The following is a 17,876-nucleotide window of genomic DNA, read 5'->3' on the forward strand; positions in this document are numbered from 1 at the left end:
TCTAGCGCCTAAGACTTTTCAAGATAGTCAAAACTAAGGAAAATCCTTATAACGAGAAAGTCAAAACTTAAAATGATAAGAAGGGTTACTGAAAAAAAATGTAATTTTGCAAAATATTATGGAGAATAAAAAAGTAGCTTTTTATACACTTGGATGTAAACTGAATTATTCGGAGACATCATCCATAGGACGTTTATTTAAGGAAGCGGGCTATGATACAACAGCGTTCAATAGCCGTGCGGACGTCTATGTAATCAATACATGTTCTGTAACGGACAATGCTGACAAGAAGTGTAGAAAAGTGGTCAAGGAAGCTTTAAAGCACTCTCCGAATGCCTATATTACTATTGTAGGTTGTTATGCCCAGCTAAAACCAAAGGAAATCGCAGAGATCCCAGGGGTGGACATGGTATTGGGAGCTGCCGAGAAATTTAATATCATTGAACATATCAATGATTTGACCAAACAGGAAAAAACAATTGTTTATAATGGCCCGATTGATGAAACCAATCAATTTGTATCAGCCTATTCCATTGGTGATCGTACCCGTACCTTTTTAAAAGTTCAGGATGGATGTGATTATTCCTGCACATTCTGTACAATTCCCCTGGCACGTGGTGGAAGCCGTTCAGGAAAGATTGAAGAGATTGTGAAACAGGCGGAAGAAATTGCGGCTTCGGGTGTAAAGGAAATTGTGTTGACAGGTGTTAATATCGGGGATTTTGGTATCCGCGATGGTAAACGCGAAGACCGCTTCCTGGATTTGGTAAAGGCGCTGGATGAGGTTGAAGGTATCGATCGGATACGTATTTCTTCTATAGAACCTAATCTTCTTTCAAACGATATCATCGAGTTTGTAGCGCAATCCAAAAGATTTGTTCCACATTTTCATATGCCATTACAGTCCGGAAGCAATAAGATTTTGGGTCTGATGCGTCGGAGATATAAACGCGAACTGTATACCGAACGAGTGGAATTTATCAAGTCTTTAATGCCGAACTGTTGTATTGGTGTTGACGTGATTGTTGGATTTCCGGGTGAAACACGTGAGGACTTTTTAGATACTTATAATTTCCTGAATAATATGGATATTTCCTATCTGCACGTTTTCACCTATTCTGAGCGTGAAAATACGATTGCAGCTCAAATGGAAGGAGCAGTACCGGGAGCACAGCGTAGTGATAGAAGTAAGATGTTACATATTCTTTCAGAGAAGAAACGTCGCGCCTTTTATGAATCACAGCTTGGCGCCCAGGGAGATGTCCTCTTCGAAGCAGATGAAAAAGATGGTTATATGCACGGTTTCTCCAAAAATTATGTCAAGGTGAGGACGTTGTATGATCCATTATTGGTGAACGAAGTTGTACCCGTTAAATTTATGGAAGTCACAGATACCTGTGAAGTAGAGGTAGAAGAAGTTCCAGAGACATTGGCACATTAGTTCCTGACCGAATTATATAGAATAAAAAGGGGTAATCTTTCAGAAGATTACCCCTTTTTCATGATCCAAAGCTTTATTTCCTTCTTCTTAGACGATTGTTGGTTTTCCGTTAGATATTAGAGTAGGGAATACCTGTCATCATGTTTTAAATAAATATTTTTGATTAGTGTGAACTGCTTTTCGCAGCATTTAACCAGATCACCGTACCCAAAATCAAAAGAACACCGATCCATTGTACAAACGAAACGGATTCATGTAATATAAAATAGGACATGCAGGTGGCGACAGGCAATTCCGCGGAACTTAATATTCCACCTAAGGAGAAGCCCGTTTTTGGCAAACCATAAGCAAATAGCAATGGTGGAATAACGGTGCCAAATAGCGATAGTATCAATCCAAAATGTAGAAAATTACCATCAAATCGACCATTAAATAAGTAGGTCGGTGGAAATAAGGTGAAAATCAAAATACAGGAACCTGTTACCATGATTGCACTCTTTTGTATCGGATGGTAATCATTACCTACGCGTCCATTCACGATCATAAAAACAGAATAAGCCGTTGCAGCCAGAATTCCAAATAGTAGGCCGGTTAAATTGAGATCTTCCAATCCCTTTTCGATGAGACCTGTGGCGAATAATGTTGCAAGCAGTACAATGCCGATGCCGATCAGATTATTTTTTGATGGCTTTGCTTTGAAAAAGATAAACTCAATGACTACGCCTATCCATATATACTGCATCAGCAGAACAATAGCCAGTGAAGCGGGAACCAGCTGCACACATTTATAGTATAAGACGCTCACCAGCCCTGTTGATGTGCCGCTGATTAAGATTTTTATCCATGAAGATTTTTTAGTTGAAGATTGGAAGGTTTTTCCAGAAAATAACTTGATCGCTATAAAGATAAGCCAAAGCATAAGCATTCCAAATAATACCTGAATACCTGTTACCTCTCCCAAAGTAAGTCCTTGGCCATATGCTTTTTTTACAAATGTTGATAATATCCCAAAACTGCTCGCACCTAAAAAGACGGCTAATGCACCTTTTAATTTTTCCATTCTCAAATAAATTAGGCGGCAAAGTTACGATTTCTGGACAATTCTTTTTCCGATCCGACGTTCTTGGTAAGGAAAAATGATAAACCCGGAACTATTGATGAGGTATCTATTGAGACTTTAAAGAAAGTGAAACAATAATGGTTGCCGGATCTATGGAATCATCTTTTTGCTACTGATCGTATTTGAATAAAATAGAGCGAATGAATAAATTGTTTTTTACGAAGGAGGTAAATAGGTTGTATATCAAGGGCAATTTATTTAAGTTTGTCCTGCAGGAAAGTAAATCGTACAGCATGATTGCAAAGTCTTATTTTATCTTCTTTTTAAGCGCACTACTATTCTTGAGCAGCTGTTCAACGAAGAAAAAAGTAATGACCTCGGGATCCCGTTCCTCCAATGGCTCAGTGCTGACAGATGCAAGCTCGGCACGCGGGAAAACCTTTTCAGGTTCCAGTCTTAATAATTACGCTTCTTTACTGAATGTAAGTGTCAAAAAACTAAACCCGCAGCTTTATTCTTTTATAGATGACTGGATGGGTATACCACATCGCATGGGCGGGCAGACCAAACGTGGTGTGGACTGCTCCGGATTTGTCAATCTGCTATATATTGAAGTGTATAAAGGCAATCTCCCACGGACATCCCGAGATATGGAGGGTATCGTAAAAAGAAAGAAACCTGAAAAACTAGAGGAGGGTGACCTGGTGTTTTTTTCCTTTGGTAAAAATGGAATAGACCATGTGGGTGTGTATTTACACAATAATAAATTTGTACATGTATCCACACGCAAAGGGGTTATTATTTCCGATCTTACGGATAGCTGGTATGCCAGAACTTTTGTAGATGCAGGTTCTCCAAAGATCTAACAAGGTGAAATCCATGTAGCTTTTATGTCATATCTTGACATAAACTTTTATACCCTATATAAATCCTTATTTTTGTCAAAATTTTATAGAAATGACAATAAAGAGTAAAAAGATTTTTTTAGGCCTTTGTATTATTGTGCCATTTTTGATGTATTGTGTTTATTACTACAGCAATATGATAAAAAATGCGCCCTTCCGTTTTGCTGATTTTGAATCAATTGAATTCAAATATGGCGAACCGAATCACATGGTCAATGAATACAATTCAAAAACGCGTATCTATAAATATTTGGACAAACAAGATTCTTTAATTACCGATACCGTAAAGTTTACAAAAGACGATCTATTGTACCTGCACCGTAAGGCAATGGAGCTAGGATTTTGGAATTTGGATACAGATATGACCGGTCCAGAGTGGAAGAAAGATTCCATTAATTCCAAAGTGCCCCGTTTTTATCTGGAATATAATTACAAAGATAAATCAAAACGTGTCACTTTAGATGCAGACTTTGCAGGCAACCCACGGATGCATGATGCCGCGAAATCGATGATAGACGAAGTAAACCGTATGTTAGCGACCGCACAAGCTAGATAATAACGATAATTATTTTTTTGAAGGAGCGACCAATCATTTGGTCGCTCCTTTTTTTATTCTTTCTATCAATTTAATGTTGATTTTCTTGTATACAGAGCGGTATTGCCCTTCATACTTATGCAAAGGCTGAAATTGAGCAACACGTTCGATGTAATAATAACAGAAAATTCAAGGAAAATGCTTTGGGAAAACTTGATATCAAGTGGAAGGCAAATTCATAATAAACAGTATACTAACAGGGACTTGATAGGGACCTCATTCGGACTTCATTCGGACCTCATTCGGATAAATACGTATAAAGTCCGATTTAAATCCCTATTATATAAGAACTAATTAAGTGTTATTTGTAAAGTTGTCCGCTCTTTGATACGCGTTTATGTTTACGAATTCTTTATATTCAATTGATATTGTCTTAATGGTAATAGGGTACTTTAGCGGCAAAACTAACGTTCGATATGAAAACATTTATGGCATTGGCCATTTCTTTGGCGCTGACCCAGACAGTGCAAGCACAAGAATTTGCAAAGGGAAAAGTTTTTCTCGATGTAAACAGAAATGGAAAACTAGATAAGAATGAGAAGGGGATAGCATCTGTTTCGATCAGCAACGGTCGCGAAGTAGTTGCTACAGATAAAGATGGTAACTATCAATTACCAGTTGGAAATGATAATATCATTTTTGTTGTCAAACCTTCTGGATATGCCCTGCCCCTTGATGAAAATAACCACCCGAAATTCTATTCTATACACAAAGTCAATGGCAGTCCTGCATCAAAATACCCCGGTGTTGCGGCGACAGGGAAAATTCCTGCTAGCTTGAACTTTGCTTTATATCAACAGGAAGAGCAACCTAATTTTTCTGCTTTTGTGTTTGGTGACCCACAAGCCTATACCGAGGAAGAATTGGGATTTTTTAAGGATGGCATCATTAATGAAATCGCTGATAAATCTGTCGCTAAATTCGGAATCAGCTTAGGGGATTTGGTGGGTGACGATCTATCCCTTCAACCAAAATATAAATCGGTCATTTCGACGATGGGCCTACCTTGGTACAATGTGATGGGGAATCACGATATGAATTATGATGCCAAAACTGACAGTCTTTCAGATGAGTCTTTTGAGCGTACTTTTGGCCCCAATAATTATTCCTTTAATTATGGAAATGCACACTTTATCGTATTGGACGATATCATTTATCCCAATCCACGCACTGGAAAAGGTTATCTCGGCGGTTTTAGAAAGGATCAATTGGATTTTGTTGAAAATGATCTAAAACAGGTGGATAAAGACAAATTGATTGTCCTTTCCTTCCATATTCCGTTATACCACGAAAATTCGAATGTGTTTCGCAATGAAGATAGGCAGCGTCTTTTTGATATCTTAGCTCCCTTTAAACATACACTTTCACTTTCAGCACATACACATTTCCAACGTCAATATTTTTATGGACAGAAAGATGGTTGGAAGCAGGAGCAGCCACACCACGAATATAATGTCGGAACCACATCCGGGGATTGGTATTCAGGCGAACTAAATGAGAAAGGAATTCCGGTTTCCACCATGCGGGACGGTACACCAAAGGGTTATGCCGTGTTGAAAATCGAAGGTAATCAATATAGTTTCGATTACAAAGTCGTAGGAAAGCCAGCAAGCTATCAGATCGATATCTATGGCGCGTCAGTAGTACCGGAGAAGTACACGAAAAGATACCCGATTTATGCAAACTTCTTCATTGGTAGGGAAGGCGATAAAGTTGCCTATAGAATTAACCAAGAAGATTGGAAAGAGATGGAATATGTTAACGAGAGTGATCCCGCTTTCTTAAAAGCGCTGGCAAAATATGATACTGCTGAAGAGTTGATGACAACGCGCCGTCCATCCAACCCAGAAAAATCCAGCCATCTATGGATGATGAATTTGCCGAAACTTAAAACTGGAACATATCAGCTTGAAATCAGGGCTACCGATATGTTTAACAGGGAACATTTTGCTACGAAAAGCATTGTTGTGAAGTAAATACATCTTTACTGTTTCAGGAAATGGGGCTATCCGAAAAAAGGTTGGATAGCCACATTTTTATGCGATTTTACCCCCGCTTACCAAAAACATCATTTCAGCTATTTCATTCTCTAATAGATTGACTTGATTTTTTGGATGCCTATTCTAATCCAGATTAGCCCCCTTGATTTATAGCGATTGAAATCGTATGCTATTTACAGTGAATAAGGATAACCCGTTCAGTTTTTAATAGCAGTGTATTGGTTTGATAGAATGGTCGAATTTTGGTTTTATCAAGCAGAAACCGTTTTATTGATAAACGATGCAGAATAAATAATTTAAATAACTATTTATCGAATTGTTTTAAGTTTAAAGTTAACTTAAGATGCACTTAACATAGCAGCTCTATATTTGTGTAGAGTAATTTTTGATTCATAAAGAGTTAGGGTTAATGTGTAGATCTGTTGTGAAACACGTCTAAAAATTTAGTTTGTTTTTAAAGTGAAAAGGTAATCTCCCCGGATTACCTTTCACTGTTTTTATGGATAGCGCCTGTTATTGTTATTAATTCAATAGACTTATTTTATGTGCGCTTACATACTGTCTAAAATCATCTGAGGCGGGATTTTCAAAGATTTCGAGATCGAAGTATTTTGTTGCAGCAAAAAGATGGTCAAACACATCAGAGACAATCCCTTCATAGTATTCCCAACGTATATCATTGACAAAAAAGTAAAGTTCGATTGGTACCCCATGTTCGGTCGATGCCAGTTGTCGCACCATTAGCGGCATTGTTTTGTGAATATTGGGATTCTGACGCAGGTAGGTTAGCGCATAGGCCCTGAACATGCCCAGGTTGGTCATTTTTCGCCCGTTTATTGGACTGGAAGAATCAATCTGATGCCTACTGTTGAATTCATCGATTGTCTTTGCACGGTCTTCGATATAGGGACGGAGAATCTGTATATTCTTTAATCCTTCGATCTCCTCATTCGATAAAAAACGGATTGTGGAGATTTTAATATTGATTGCTCTTTTCAGGCGTCTTCCACCAGATTGTTGCATACCTCTATAATTTTTAAAGGAATCGGATAACAGCGTATGTGTGGGGATTGTCGTGATGGTCTTGTCAAAATTTTGCACTTTAACGTTGTTGAGATTGATTTCCTTGACGGTTCCGTCTGCACCGTATTTGGGCATTTCAATCCAATCGCCCACCCGTATCGAGTCATTGGCCGATACCTGGATACTTGCCACAAAACCTAGGATGGTGTCTTTAAAGACCAGCATTAGGATTGCCGAGGCTGCACCCAGTGATAAGAGAAATGACCAAGGGGAACTGCCTGTCAAGATCGAAAAACAGATCGTACCGCCAATGAAGTACATAACAATCTGACACACCTGTAGGTAGCTCTCCAGCGGTTTGTCGGCAAAGGATTTCTTTGTGCGTAAGATATCCCGGATACTTTTTAATAGGGAATGAATAATCAACAAGCTGACGATTGTGGTGGCAATAGCCAATAATTTGTTGATATTTTCTTTCCAATTTGGAAAGCCCATAAAGATAATAGGGATGATGTATTGCGCAGCTAATATGGGAACGAAATGGGCTATCAGCTTTAAGGTTTTATTCCGGATTAACAAATCATCAAATCTATTGGCACTTCGCCGGATCGCTTTGATCGTCAGTAACAGCAGTGTTTTTTTGCTGAAATAATCAACAATGATCAAAAATAAGATGACCAGCAATAATAAAATAATGGAGTTGATAAAATGATTGGTTTGGTTGTCCAACCCTAGATTTTTAATCCATTGAAAAGTCCAGTTATAAATTTGGGATTGAGAGTCCGTTAACAATTCCGTTGATGTGTTTTGCATCCTGCAAATATACAAAAAGCCGCATTTGCGGCTTTTTGTTATTTTGAATTTAGCGACTCACGTTCGTGCTTATGTCTAAAGAATAGCGCAAAAAGGACTGCGATAACCAGTGTGTAGATCGCGAAGGCAAGCCAGATGTCATGCCAGTCCTTGAGCATAAGACTATTGTTCAGTGTGCCGTCTGGCAATAGCGAGATACTTTTTTCTTTTAGGAAGTCCAGAAAGTGTGTATCGTTGATATCTGTATCCAAATAGCCGGCAAGATCCTGTCCATTCTGAAAGCTTCTGGTGAAAAAATGATCGATAATCCATCCGGAAGCAAAACTGCCGAATACGGCTCCAAAACCATTTGTCATCATCATAAATAAACCCTGTGCAGAACTCCGTATGCTTGATGTTGTCGATGTTTCCACAAATAATGAACCTGAAATATTGAAGAAGTCAAACGCCATTCCATAAACGATACAGGAAAGAATGATCATCCATAGGCCACCGGCAGGATCTCCGAATGAGAACAGTCCAAAACGTAATACCCAGGCAAACATGGAGATCAGCATAACTTTCTTTATCCCAAATCTCTTTAGGAAAAAGGGGATTGCCAAGATAAAAAGTGTTTCTGATATCTGTGAAATCGACATAATGATTGTTGAATATTTCACAACAAAAGATTCGGCAAATTTCGGGTAGAATTTAAATTCGTCAAGAAACACATCTCCATAGGCATTGGTCAACTGCAATGCAGCTCCTAAAAACATGGAAAATATAAAGAACAAAGCCATTTTATAGTTCCCAAATAATTTAAATGCTTCTAAGCCCAATAATTGTGTCCAAGAAGCATTTTCCTGTTGTAATTTTTTAGGCGGACATTTGGGTAAAGTAAAGGCATAGAGACTTAAGGCCAAGGCTGCTGTTCCAGCAATATAAAATTGGTAGGCAGTTGCTTTATTACCTGTTAGATTTGTGATCCACATCGCGACAATAAATCCAATGGTTCCGAATACGCGAATAGGGGGGAATGCCTTGACCAGATCGTAGTTGTTTTCATTCAATGCAGTATAAGCAATTGAGTTGGATAAAGCCAGGGTCGGCATATAGAAACACATCGCTGCGAGCATCGCATAAAAAAAAGTATTGGGGTCATTGACTTCCGGTAGATAAAAAAGAACAGCAGCATAACACAGATGCAGGATAAAATATAGTCTTTCAGCATTTATCCAGCGGTCTGCAATTATCCCCATCAGTGTTGGCATAAATAACGAGGCTATTCCCATTGTCGCGAAGATAGCGCCGAATTGGGTGCCATCCCATTGCTTTGTGCCAAACCAATAGTTAGCTATTGTAATCAACCATGCTCCCCAGACAAAAAACTGAAAGAAGCTCATGATGGTCAATCTTAATTTAATAGACATAAAACGATATTATTTAGAGTTTTTGTTTCGCTTTAGTGAGAGGAGTTATTTTCTTTTAGAAATCTCATCCCTAATCAAGGCTGCTTGCTCGTAATTCTCTTCCATTAATGCCTGGTTGAGTGCCTGTTCCAATTGCTCGTCCGTCAACGAAGAAAAAGGGTTGTTAGGAGATTTGGAAGGAGCCTTTTCTTCGATCTCAACCATATTAGGGTCTTGTACTTTGTTCGCTTTGTCCAGATTTTCCAAAAATGCGAATTCATGTCCCTCAATAATAATTCCTGCAGATGACATGATAAATTCGTAGGCGTAAATCGGGGCTTCGAATCGAACAGCCAAAGCAACGGCGTCGGAGGTACGGGCATCAATTTCGACTATTTTATTGCCGTCAGAACAAATAATCTTCGCATAAAAAATACCTTCAATCAGGTTATAGATAAGTACCTCAACGAGTTTAATGCCGAAAGATTCCGCGAAAGATTGAAATAGGTCGTGCGTAAGGGGACGGCTTGGAATCATTTTTTCTATCCGAATAGCAATCGCTTGGGCTTCATGGCTACCAATAATGATGGGCAATCTTCTGTTGCCCTCCACTTCTCCCAATACAAGGGCATAGGCCCCAGATTGTGTTTGACTATAGGATAAACCAACGATATCTAATCTGATTTTCTTCATTTTAATTCCAAAGCGGTCTACAAACTTAGATAAATTTGCTTTTATATGCAATTATAATTGCGTTACTTGTCAAACAAATTTATCGTCCTCTCGTTCGTAATCAAGACCTTTTTATCAGGAAAATAGTAAATATGCAAGGGCAAATAAAAACTCCCCATTCATTTTTTTATGAATGGGGAGAAAAATATGTTAATAAAGTTTAACTGCCTTTGTAAGCTTTTAAAGCCTGTGTCAATTTGGGGACAACATCGAAGGCATCGCCAACGATACCGTAATCGGCTACTTTAAAAAATGGTGCTTCGGGATCTTTGTTGATGACAACAATTGTTTTCGAAGAACTGACTCCAGCCAAATGCTGGATGGCACCTGAGATACCGATTGCGATGTACAGATTAGGGCTCACAACGATACCCGTCTGGCCCACGTGTTCAGAATGTGGACGCCATCCCGCATCAGAAACAGGTTTTGAACAGGCTGTGGCAGCACCAAGAACATCTGCTAACTCTTCGATCATCCCCCAGTTTTCAGGACCTTTTAATCCACGCCCTGCGGAAACAACGATTTCGGCTTCTGGTAGCGAAACTTTGTCTGTAGCACGAACAATCTCTTTAACAATCGTCGAAAAGTCGGCTTGGGTGACATTTGCCGTAAATGATTCTACTACCGCATGACCTCCGGTTTCCTTGGTCTCATAGGCATTGGGACTAAGGGCAATGACCTTGGTTGCTGCCGTCAATTCTACTGTGGCGAATGCTTTATTGGAAAATGCGGTCTTTTTAACCGTTAGTTTTTCGCCTTCGATTGTTGGTAAGGCTAATGCACCGTCTGCAAGTGCCGCATGGAGTTTTGCCGCAATCCGCGGGGCTAGGCCTTTACCCGAGAACGAATTAGACAGCACAAGCAGATTTGCCCCTGTACTCTTTACAGCCTCAGCGATAATACTGGCATAAGCCTGATTGACGAAAGAGGCGAGTTGCTCGTTATTGACTGTAAGTACTTTGGATGCTCCATAATTGCCCAGGGCAGCAAGTTCTTCCTGAGCGACATTGCCGATAGAAATGGCGACAAGATCAGTGTTTGTATTATCGGCGATGGCTTTCGCATAAGAAACTACTTCAAAAGCAGACTTTTTGAATTTTCCATCGGTATTTTCTACATATACTAGTATTGACATAGTTTTTTCGGAATTTAATGATTAAATAACTTTGGCCTCATCATGTAGCAGGGAAACCAGCTTTTCCACCTCTGCAGCATCGACGAGTTTTACAGTGCCGCGTGGAGCCGGCGTCTCATAATTGACAATGTGGGAAAGCGTATCCACTGTAGATGGCTCCAGCACATCCAAGGGTTTGGTACGCGCACTCATTATCCCGCGCATATTTGGGATCTTAGGCTCAGCGACTCCCTCAGCCGTGCCGACAACAATTGGAAGCTTAGCGGTTAAGACCTCTTTTCCGCCTTCTATTTCACGTTCTATACTGACCGCATCAGCAGCGACATCAACCTTTTTGGCAATTGAAACGGATGGTATATTCAGTAATTCGGCAACAATTGCACCGACCTGAGCACCATTATAATCGATGGATTCCCGTCCGGTCAAAATCAGGTCAAAAGCATTGTCTTTAGCGTAATTTGCAATTTGATTGGCTACAAACCAGGCGTCTCTTGGAACAGCATTAATACGTACGGCATTGTCTGCGCCTATAGCTAATGCTTTGCGGATGGTCGCATCGGTGGATGCATCTCCAACATTGATGACAGTCACTGTTCCTTTTCCACCTTCAGCCAATTCAACTGCCTTTGAAAGGGCAATCTCATCATAAGGGTTTATAATAAACTGCACCCCAGCTGTATTAAAGGCAGTGTTGTCATTTGTAAAAGTGATCTTCGATGTAGTGTCAGGGACATTACTTATACAAACTAATATTTTCATATACGATTGGTTTTACCCAAACTTACCATATTTTCTGTCAAATAAAAAGCCCCCGCCTTCTTAAAATTGTGGCTTGCTAGTTCTTTTTAATGTTATGTTATTTTGAATTTATGGTCGATAAATGCAGTTGTTTTTGTTGTATTCGTAATTTTGTGCGCGTATTTAATTGAATTTGTTAATTTTTTATTGAATCAATGCTCTTTTTTTTAATGAAAATCTTGCGTCAGGATAGTGTCATTTTGTATGCTAGCATAGTATTTTTTTTAAATCGGTGGATTCCTCAGCCTCTCGGATTGGATATTCAATAATGCACAAATCATTGCTCTAACTTGTTATATGTTTCGTCAAGTTGAAAAAGGAAACACTTTTTATACTGAGCTCCGATTTTCTCTTATGTAATCCTGGCAAAAACGAGTATGCGATTCAATTCAGGATATAACCCTTACGCAGACATTAAAATAATTGTTGACAGATGAAGGCAATTTTAGTTAAGTTTGAAATAAAAAAAGATATGTCAACACGATTGGATCAACTCCAAGAATTTTTGAAAGAGAGCCCCGAAGATCCTTTTTTAAAATACGCGATTGCTGCGGAGTATTTGAAGCAGCAAGATGAGCAGGAAGCTTTGGCGAGATTTGAGCAACTGATAAAGCAGCATCCCGATTATGTGGGAACATATTATCATCTGGGAAAATTATATGAAAAAATGGACAAACAGGAAGTTGCAATCATCACCTATAAAAATGGGATTGAAATTGCTCGTAAAAGCCGTAATTTCCATGCATTGGGAGAGTTACAGGGAGCTTTATCATTTTTAGTAGAAGATGAGGACGATGAATTTTAATCCGTTCTAAATTTTTGGTATTTAATTTGTTATGAACTATATGGGTGTAACTATTGGATGCTGATTTTTTTGAATTTGGAAAGAGATGAAAAGGTTTATTTGGACAGTGGGACTGTTGGTAATGATTATGTTAGGGGGATGTGATAATCCCAAACAAAGTGTGGCTGCCTATAAAGATAATTTACAGGAATTAAAGGGAAGGGACAAAGCGGAAATTGTGATCGGGGAATATAAAGGGGTTATGCCCTGTGCGGACTGTGACGGTATAGAAACATTGATCTCATTGCACAAAGATAATTCCTATAAATATTCGTCCAAATATCTCAACAAAAGTGATGATGTTTTTGTACGTGAAGGTAAATGGAAACTGGACGGAAATATTATTACACTGGACGGTGTCGACTACAAATTCAAATTGGGGAATCATTTTTTGAGCCAGCTCGATCTATCGGGAAACGATATTACTGGTGACATCTCCAAATACTATATCCTAACGAAAAATTGAAATCTGTCGAACGATAAATGATCTACATAAAACAAAAAAACGAAGAGAATTCTCTTCGTTTTTTTGTTTTTATTAGTCTTTGGTCCTATTTGCTTTTTGTACAAAGTTCTTTTAAGGTGGATACCACAAAATTCACTTCTTCTTTTGTATTGTTTTTGCAAAAGGAGAATCTGACGGATGGACGGTCTGAATTTGTTTTAATAGCGCCTAAGACATGAGATCCGATATCAGTTCCTGAGCTACAAGCGCTTCCGCCAGAACAGGATATGCCGGAAATATCCAGATTGAACAGCAGCATATCTGCAAGATCACTGCAAGGGAAAGATACATTAAGCACTGTATAAAGCGATTTATCGGGTTCGACAACGCCATTGAAATCGATATCCGGAATTGCTTTCTGCAATTCTTCAATCATATACGATTTGAGCCCCTGGATATATGCCTGATGTTCATCCATATGTTCATAGGCCAGTTCTAATGCTTTGGCAAGGCCCGCTATACCATAGACATTCTCCGTTCCACCACGCATATTTCGTTCTTGGGCACCGCCATAAATCAGCGGTTTGATTTTATTATTTGCATTGATATAGAGAAAGCCTACCCCTTTTGGACCGTGAAACTTGTGGGCTGCGCCTGTAATGAAATCAATTTTTAGCTGACTCAGGTCATGTGGATAATGGCCCATAGTCTGTACGGTATCCGAGTGAAATATCGCATTATATTGTTGGCATAATTGTGATATGCGCTGGATATCGTTGAGGTTACCGATTTCGTTATTGGCGTGCATAATGGAAACAAAAGTACGTGGATTGCTGCTTAAAAGCTCTTCCAGTTGATTCAGATCTAAATTACCTTTATTGTCTACATTGAGCAGGTCAAGATGAACTTTTCCTTGCTTCTCAAGCTCCTCCAGGGTATGAAGGACAGCATGGTGCTCTATTGGTGAAGTAATTGCATGGCTAATGCCAAAGTCCATAATCGAGCGTACGATAGCCATATTATCTGCTTCGGTTCCGCCCGAAGTAAAGAAAATTTCAGCCGGAGATACATGAAGTAGGTTGGCGATAGTTTTCCGGGCTTTTTCTACGATTGTTTTTACTTGTCTTCCGTGACTATGGATAGAGGATGGATTTCCAAAATTGTTATCCATGACATCTACCATTACTTTTATAACTTCAGGATCTAAGGCTGTAGTCGCAGCATTGTCAAAATATACTTGCATGCTGCAAAATTACAAATCTCAAAAGTAAATCAAATGCATTAAATGACTTATTTTCATCAGAATTTAGTCGTTTTTTTTAGGCCGTACTGAAATCTTCGGGACGCACTCCATTTGAAGCGAGGGAAGAGTCGATAATTGTGCCATAGCGAGACTGTTAAGGTTGCCGTGGAGTTTATCCTGTTTTGAAAATGCGATAACCATTGTAAGGAGTAAAAAATAGATTGAACGAAAAGAGCCTGATATCAGGCTCTTTTAATGGTATCTTTTGATTTTGTTTATCTTTTCCCGTTTTAGAGGAAATATATTGTTTTTGAATTCGCGTAGGTCATGGTAAGGGTGCACGTTGCCGACGGATGATGAGGATAAGAAATCCACCCAGGGCGATTGCTAAGCCTACATAGGCAGCAATATCTCCAGTTTTGGTATATATTGTAATCTCCTCATTTAAATTGATTTCCTGGTTCAGTGCTGCAGGTACCCACCATGTTGTCTGTTGTACAATATCACCGCGTTGATTGATAAAACCGGATATTCCAGTATTTGCCGATCGGGCAACCCAGCGTCTATTTTCAATGGCTCTCAGTTTTGCGTATTGCAAATGTTGGTCTTTCCCGGAAGTATTGCCCCACCAGCCATCGTTGGTGATGATAGCAATAAATTGGGCTCCTTTTTTAATATATTTTGCTACATAATTGCCCCAGATAGACTCATAGCAGATAACAGGTGCGGCCCCAATACCACTCTGCGCGTAGAAGACCGAAGGTTCGGCTTGCTTTCCATAGCCGCCAGTGGTGCCGCCAAAAGCTTTAAATAATGGTTTTAAAAAATTCATTGCAGCACCAAAGGGCATCTGTTCGACACCCGGGACCAATTTGGATTTGTGGTAAAATTGAAGTTTGGAGGAGTAATCGATCAGTGTTGCTGCATTGAAGTTGTCCTGGTAAATATTAGGGGCAATTTCACGTGCAGTGGGTGTCTTTGCATAATTATATAATTGATAACTTTCTATCCCCGATAAGACATTGCCATTTTTATATTGATCCAAAAATTTCAGAATCCGTTGGTAGGAGTAGGTGTCCCGTAAGTTTTCCTCGTCAAAATCGCCATGTTGGGAAAGCGCAGTTTCGGGCCAGATAAAAAACTCCGTATTGGGTTTTGCCACCGAATTTGATAACGAAAATAAGGTGTTTAATTGTTCCTCAGGACTGAGCTGAAACTTGATGTAAGGATTCACATTTGGCTGTACTACCACCACCTGGGCTGGATTTTGGTGCTCCTCATAGTTGAAATAACGAAACAAAGAATAAGTAGCAGGAGCCACTAAGGCGAAAATCAAGCACAGTGCTGGGACAAGTTTGTTTTTGAGCTTATAGATCCCTTTTCGGTTGAGGTAAAGAATGAAAATTAGGATATTGACCAACCAGACCCATATTGAGCCTCCATAAACACCGGTAATATCGTACCATTGAATCAATTGATGAAAGTTGGCAAAGCCGTTTCCTAAAGTCATCCATGGAAATGCCAGATCCCAGGATGCATGTAGAAATTCATAACTGATCCAGAATCCCATTAATCCAAATAGGGATAACAGCAGTGAGGTTTTGCGTCTTAATTGGTAATACAGGCTGAAGGCAAGAGCCATTAATGCTGCTCCTAGGCAGAAGGGGATCAAACTGATCATAATTGCTGCGAAAGGCGGCATTACTGCTGAGATCGAATTATATACCCAATAGATGGAAGCGGTATTCCAGAAGACTGCCATTAGACCTGCTGTTAGAAAGACCTTTTTACCTTTTTTTTTGATTGTTTCGCTGCGGATGATATTTTCCAGCGCAATCAACAGCGGTAGAAATCCAATAAAGAGCAGCAGACTGGAATAGGGGATAGGAGGCCAGCCTAACCACAATAAAAAGGCACTAAAAAGTGCCAATAAATAGTTGTTCTTCACAATAACCGTCTATTTTATAAACTGGATAAAACTTCTCTTTTCTTTTGCTCGTATTCGTCCTGAGTGATCAATTGCTTGTCGAAGAGTGTCTTTAGTTTTTTCAGTTTTAATGTAATTTCATCATCTTCCTCTTCTACTATCGGAACAACCGGGGCAGGAGCCGCCGGTGCTGTACCTGGAGCAGATGCTGTAGGTTGTACTACCGGAGAGGGAGGTGTGATGACCGGTGTCGGTGATGTCACAGGTGCGGGAGTTGGTAGGTTGCTTTCAACTTTCTCAACCACGACTTCACGAGGACTGCTGGGGGCTATCACGATCTTTTCCTTCTCAGCGGCCAGTTCTGTTTTTTTATAGTTTTCAAGAGCTGCTTTAATATATTGGTAAAGCTTTCTCGCTTGAACTTTTGGAATATAGTCAATACTTAAATTCTCTCCGGTGAAGGGAATGACGGTAACTTTTGAACCAAAGATCTCTTCTTTGAACGCAATATCCTTTATATCCTGCCAACCGAAAATTTCAAAATCCGTCGCTAAGCCCAACTTGGTAAATTCGCACATAAAAATGCGTTTATTACTAATGGTAATACTGTCTGGCAATATGGTTACCGCTGGTTTTTTCTGTACTGCGATATAATCTATTTTTTCTCCTGGAGTCAGCATGTCCTGGACTTTAGTAATCAATTTTTCAATGATTTTTATATCCTGTCCATCTTGTGCAAATTGTTCCATGTTCATGTCAAATTCGTTTTATTAATCAAAGATTGTCAAAATTTATTCCAATCCACCTACACAAAATACAAATTCTCCTTTAATTGGATTGTTTTCGAAGTGTAATTTTAAATCAGTTAATGTTCCGCGGACATTTTCCTCGTACAGCTTGCTCAATTCTCTGGAAATAGAAGCTTGTCGCTCGGCACCGAAGACAGTAATAAACTCTTCTATCGTCTTGAGGATGCGGTGTGGTGACTCATAGAAAATCATTGTTCTCTTTTCTTCCGCTAATGCCTTAAGGCGGGTTTGGCGCCCCTTTTTAACGGGCAGAAAACCTTCAAAGCAGAAGCGGTCATTAGGCAAACCTGAATTGACAAGTGCCGGAACAAAAGCTGTGGCTCCCGGTAAACATTGCACTTCCAATCCTTCTTTAAGAGCAGCCCGAACCAATAAAAAGCCAGGATCTGAGATCGCAGGCGTTCCTGCATCTGAAATCAGGGCAATGTTTTGGCCTTCTTTCAGAAACTTAATGATTTCGGAAACCGCTTTGTGTTCATTATGCTGATGATGTGCAAATACCTTTTTATCAATGCCAAAATGCTTTAAAAGGGGCGCACTTGTTCTGGTGTCCTCTGCTAAGATAATGTCTACTTCTTTCAGAACATTGACTGCACGAAAAGTCATGTCCTCCAGATTGCCAATAGGTGTTGGAACTAAATATAACATGGTCAAAGTTAAGTTTTTTTTACTATATAATATGTGCTAAAACATTCTGTCTATTTTGGAGTTATTTTCT

Annotated in this window: 16 protein-coding genes; 6 read left to right on the forward strand and 10 right to left on the reverse strand. The window is 39.4% G+C overall.

Annotated elements, in window-relative coordinates:
- The first annotated feature begins 118 nt into the window (after positions 1–118).
- Entirely contained in the window at positions 119–1,441 is a 1,323-nt protein-coding gene (gene mtaB, locus BWD42_RS21840; protein WP_077438539.1) for a tRNA (N(6)-L-threonylcarbamoyladenosine(37)-C(2))-methylthiotransferase MtaB, read from the forward strand.
- A 163-nt stretch (positions 1,442–1,604) separates the two neighbouring features.
- Here mtaB and BWD42_RS21845 read toward each other — a convergent pair whose 3' ends face one another.
- The gene (locus tag BWD42_RS21845) at positions 1,605–2,501 is read right to left on the reverse strand and encodes an EamA family transporter (RefSeq protein ID WP_077438540.1); all 897 of its coding nucleotides are present in this window, start codon (positions 2,499–2,501) and stop codon (positions 1,605–1,607) included.
- A gap of 200 nt (positions 2,502–2,701) precedes the next feature.
- On the opposite strand from BWD42_RS21845, the gene BWD42_RS21850 reads away from it, so the two are divergent.
- From BWD42_RS21850 to BWD42_RS21860, 3 genes are all read left to right on the forward strand, one after another.
- A complete protein-coding gene (locus BWD42_RS21850; protein WP_254846300.1) occupies positions 2,702–3,367 on the forward strand; it encodes a C40 family peptidase in 666 nt (221 codons plus the stop codon).
- Between the two features lie 175 nt (positions 3,368–3,542).
- The gene (locus BWD42_RS21855) at positions 3,543–3,962 is read left to right on the forward strand and encodes a hypothetical protein (RefSeq protein WP_077438663.1); all 420 of its coding nucleotides are present in this window, start codon (positions 3,543–3,545) and stop codon (positions 3,960–3,962) included.
- Positions 3,963–4,417: 455 nt separating this feature from the next.
- A complete protein-coding gene (locus BWD42_RS21860) occupies positions 4,418–5,977 on the forward strand; it encodes a calcineurin-like phosphoesterase C-terminal domain-containing protein (protein ID WP_077438541.1) in 1,560 nt (519 codons plus the stop codon).
- 546 nt (positions 5,978–6,523) lie between these two features.
- Here BWD42_RS21860 and BWD42_RS21865 read toward each other — a convergent pair.
- The 5 genes from BWD42_RS21865 to BWD42_RS21885 all read right to left on the reverse strand — a co-directional run bounded on the left by BWD42_RS21865 (position 6,524) and on the right by BWD42_RS21885 (position 11,851).
- Complete coding sequence (locus BWD42_RS21865) at positions 6,524–7,837, reverse strand: mechanosensitive ion channel family protein (protein ID WP_217700115.1); 1,314 nt, start codon at positions 7,835–7,837, stop codon at positions 6,524–6,526.
- Positions 7,838–7,875: 38 nt separating this feature from the next.
- A complete protein-coding gene (locus tag BWD42_RS21870) occupies positions 7,876–9,246 on the reverse strand; it encodes a nucleoside permease (protein ID WP_077438542.1) in 1,371 nt (456 codons plus the stop codon).
- Positions 9,247–9,291: 45 nt separating this feature from the next.
- Positions 9,292–9,918 carry a bifunctional nuclease family protein gene (locus tag BWD42_RS21875; protein ID WP_077438543.1) on the reverse strand — a complete coding sequence of 209 codons (627 nt, stop codon included), beginning with the start codon at positions 9,916–9,918 and terminating at the stop codon, positions 9,292–9,294.
- Between the two features lie 199 nt (positions 9,919–10,117).
- Positions 10,118–11,092 (reverse strand): electron transfer flavoprotein subunit alpha/FixB family protein, encoded by a 975-nt coding sequence (locus BWD42_RS21880; protein ID WP_077438544.1) that lies wholly within the window; start codon positions 11,090–11,092, stop codon positions 10,118–10,120.
- A 21-nt stretch (positions 11,093–11,113) separates the two neighbouring features.
- A complete protein-coding gene (locus BWD42_RS21885) occupies positions 11,114–11,851 on the reverse strand; it encodes an electron transfer flavoprotein subunit beta/FixA family protein (RefSeq protein WP_077438545.1) in 738 nt (245 codons plus the stop codon).
- A 472-nt stretch (positions 11,852–12,323) separates the two neighbouring features.
- Between BWD42_RS21885 and BWD42_RS21890 the strand changes: the two genes are divergently transcribed.
- Together BWD42_RS21890 and BWD42_RS21895 are read left to right on the forward strand one after the other, a co-directional pair.
- Complete coding sequence (locus BWD42_RS21890; RefSeq protein ID WP_254846301.1) at positions 12,324–12,695, forward strand: tetratricopeptide repeat protein; 372 nt, start codon at positions 12,324–12,326, stop codon at positions 12,693–12,695.
- Between the two features lie 85 nt (positions 12,696–12,780).
- Entirely contained in the window at positions 12,781–13,200 is a 420-nt protein-coding gene (locus BWD42_RS21895) for a copper resistance protein NlpE (RefSeq protein WP_077438546.1), read from the forward strand.
- Between the two features lie 85 nt (positions 13,201–13,285).
- On the opposite strand, the gene BWD42_RS21900 is transcribed toward BWD42_RS21895, so the two are convergent.
- The 4 genes from BWD42_RS21900 to rsmI all read right to left on the reverse strand — a co-directional run bounded on the left by BWD42_RS21900 (position 13,286) and on the right by rsmI (position 17,806).
- Positions 13,286–14,422 carry a cysteine desulfurase family protein gene (locus BWD42_RS21900; protein ID WP_077438547.1) on the reverse strand — a complete coding sequence of 379 codons (1,137 nt, stop codon included), beginning with the start codon at positions 14,420–14,422 and terminating at the stop codon, positions 13,286–13,288.
- A gap of 325 nt (positions 14,423–14,747) precedes the next feature.
- On the reverse strand, positions 14,748–16,370 hold the full coding sequence (lnt, locus tag BWD42_RS21905) for an apolipoprotein N-acyltransferase (RefSeq protein WP_077438548.1): 1,623 nt from the start codon (positions 16,368–16,370) through the stop codon (positions 14,748–14,750).
- Between the two features lie 14 nt (positions 16,371–16,384).
- Entirely contained in the window at positions 16,385–17,104 is a 720-nt protein-coding gene (locus tag BWD42_RS21910) for a PH domain-containing protein (protein ID WP_077438549.1), read from the reverse strand.
- Positions 17,105–17,140: 36 nt separating this feature from the next.
- Positions 17,141–17,806: a 16S rRNA (cytidine(1402)-2'-O)-methyltransferase gene (gene rsmI / locus BWD42_RS21915; protein WP_077438550.1), complete on the reverse strand. Its 666-nt coding sequence runs from the start codon at positions 17,804–17,806 to the stop codon at positions 17,141–17,143.
- Between the last annotated feature and the right edge of the window lie 70 nt (positions 17,807–17,876).

Origin of the sequence: Sphingobacterium sp. CZ-UAM (assembly GCF_002000245.1) — a bacterium.
GTDB lineage: Bacteria > Bacteroidota > Bacteroidia > Sphingobacteriales > Sphingobacteriaceae > Sphingobacterium.

Coding starts and splice junctions, on each gene's coding strand:
- mtaB (WP_077438539.1), top strand. CDS start 119: ATGGAGAATAAAAAAGTAGCTTTTTATACACTTGGATGTAAACTGAAT.
- BWD42_RS21845 (WP_077438540.1), bottom strand. CDS start 2,501: ATGGAAAAATTAAAAGGTGCATTAGCCGTCTTTTTAGGTGCGAGCAGT.
- BWD42_RS21850 (WP_254846300.1), top strand. CDS start 2,702: ATGAATAAATTGTTTTTTACGAAGGAGGTAAATAGGTTGTATATCAAG.
- BWD42_RS21855 (WP_077438663.1), top strand. CDS start 3,543: ATGATAAAAAATGCGCCCTTCCGTTTTGCTGATTTTGAATCAATTGAA.
- BWD42_RS21860 (WP_077438541.1), top strand. CDS start 4,418: ATGAAAACATTTATGGCATTGGCCATTTCTTTGGCGCTGACCCAGACA.
- BWD42_RS21865 (WP_217700115.1), bottom strand. CDS start 7,837: ATGCAAAACACATCAACGGAATTGTTAACGGACTCTCAATCCCAAATT.
- BWD42_RS21870 (WP_077438542.1), bottom strand. CDS start 9,246: ATGTCTATTAAATTAAGATTGACCATCATGAGCTTCTTTCAGTTTTTT.
- BWD42_RS21875 (WP_077438543.1), bottom strand. CDS start 9,918: ATGAAGAAAATCAGATTAGATATCGTTGGTTTATCCTATAGTCAAACA.
- BWD42_RS21880 (WP_077438544.1), bottom strand. CDS start 11,092: ATGTCAATACTAGTATATGTAGAAAATACCGATGGAAAATTCAAAAAG.
- BWD42_RS21885 (WP_077438545.1), bottom strand. CDS start 11,851: ATGAAAATATTAGTTTGTATAAGTAATGTCCCTGACACTACATCGAAG.
- BWD42_RS21890 (WP_254846301.1), top strand. CDS start 12,324: ATGAAGGCAATTTTAGTTAAGTTTGAAATAAAAAAAGATATGTCAACA.
- BWD42_RS21895 (WP_077438546.1), top strand. CDS start 12,781: ATGAAAAGGTTTATTTGGACAGTGGGACTGTTGGTAATGATTATGTTA.
- BWD42_RS21900 (WP_077438547.1), bottom strand. CDS start 14,422: ATGCAAGTATATTTTGACAATGCTGCGACTACAGCCTTAGATCCTGAA.
- BWD42_RS21910 (WP_077438549.1), bottom strand. CDS start 17,104: ATGAACATGGAACAATTTGCACAAGATGGACAGGATATAAAAATCATT.
- rsmI (WP_077438550.1), bottom strand. CDS start 17,806: ATGTTATATTTAGTTCCAACACCTATTGGCAATCTGGAGGACATGACT.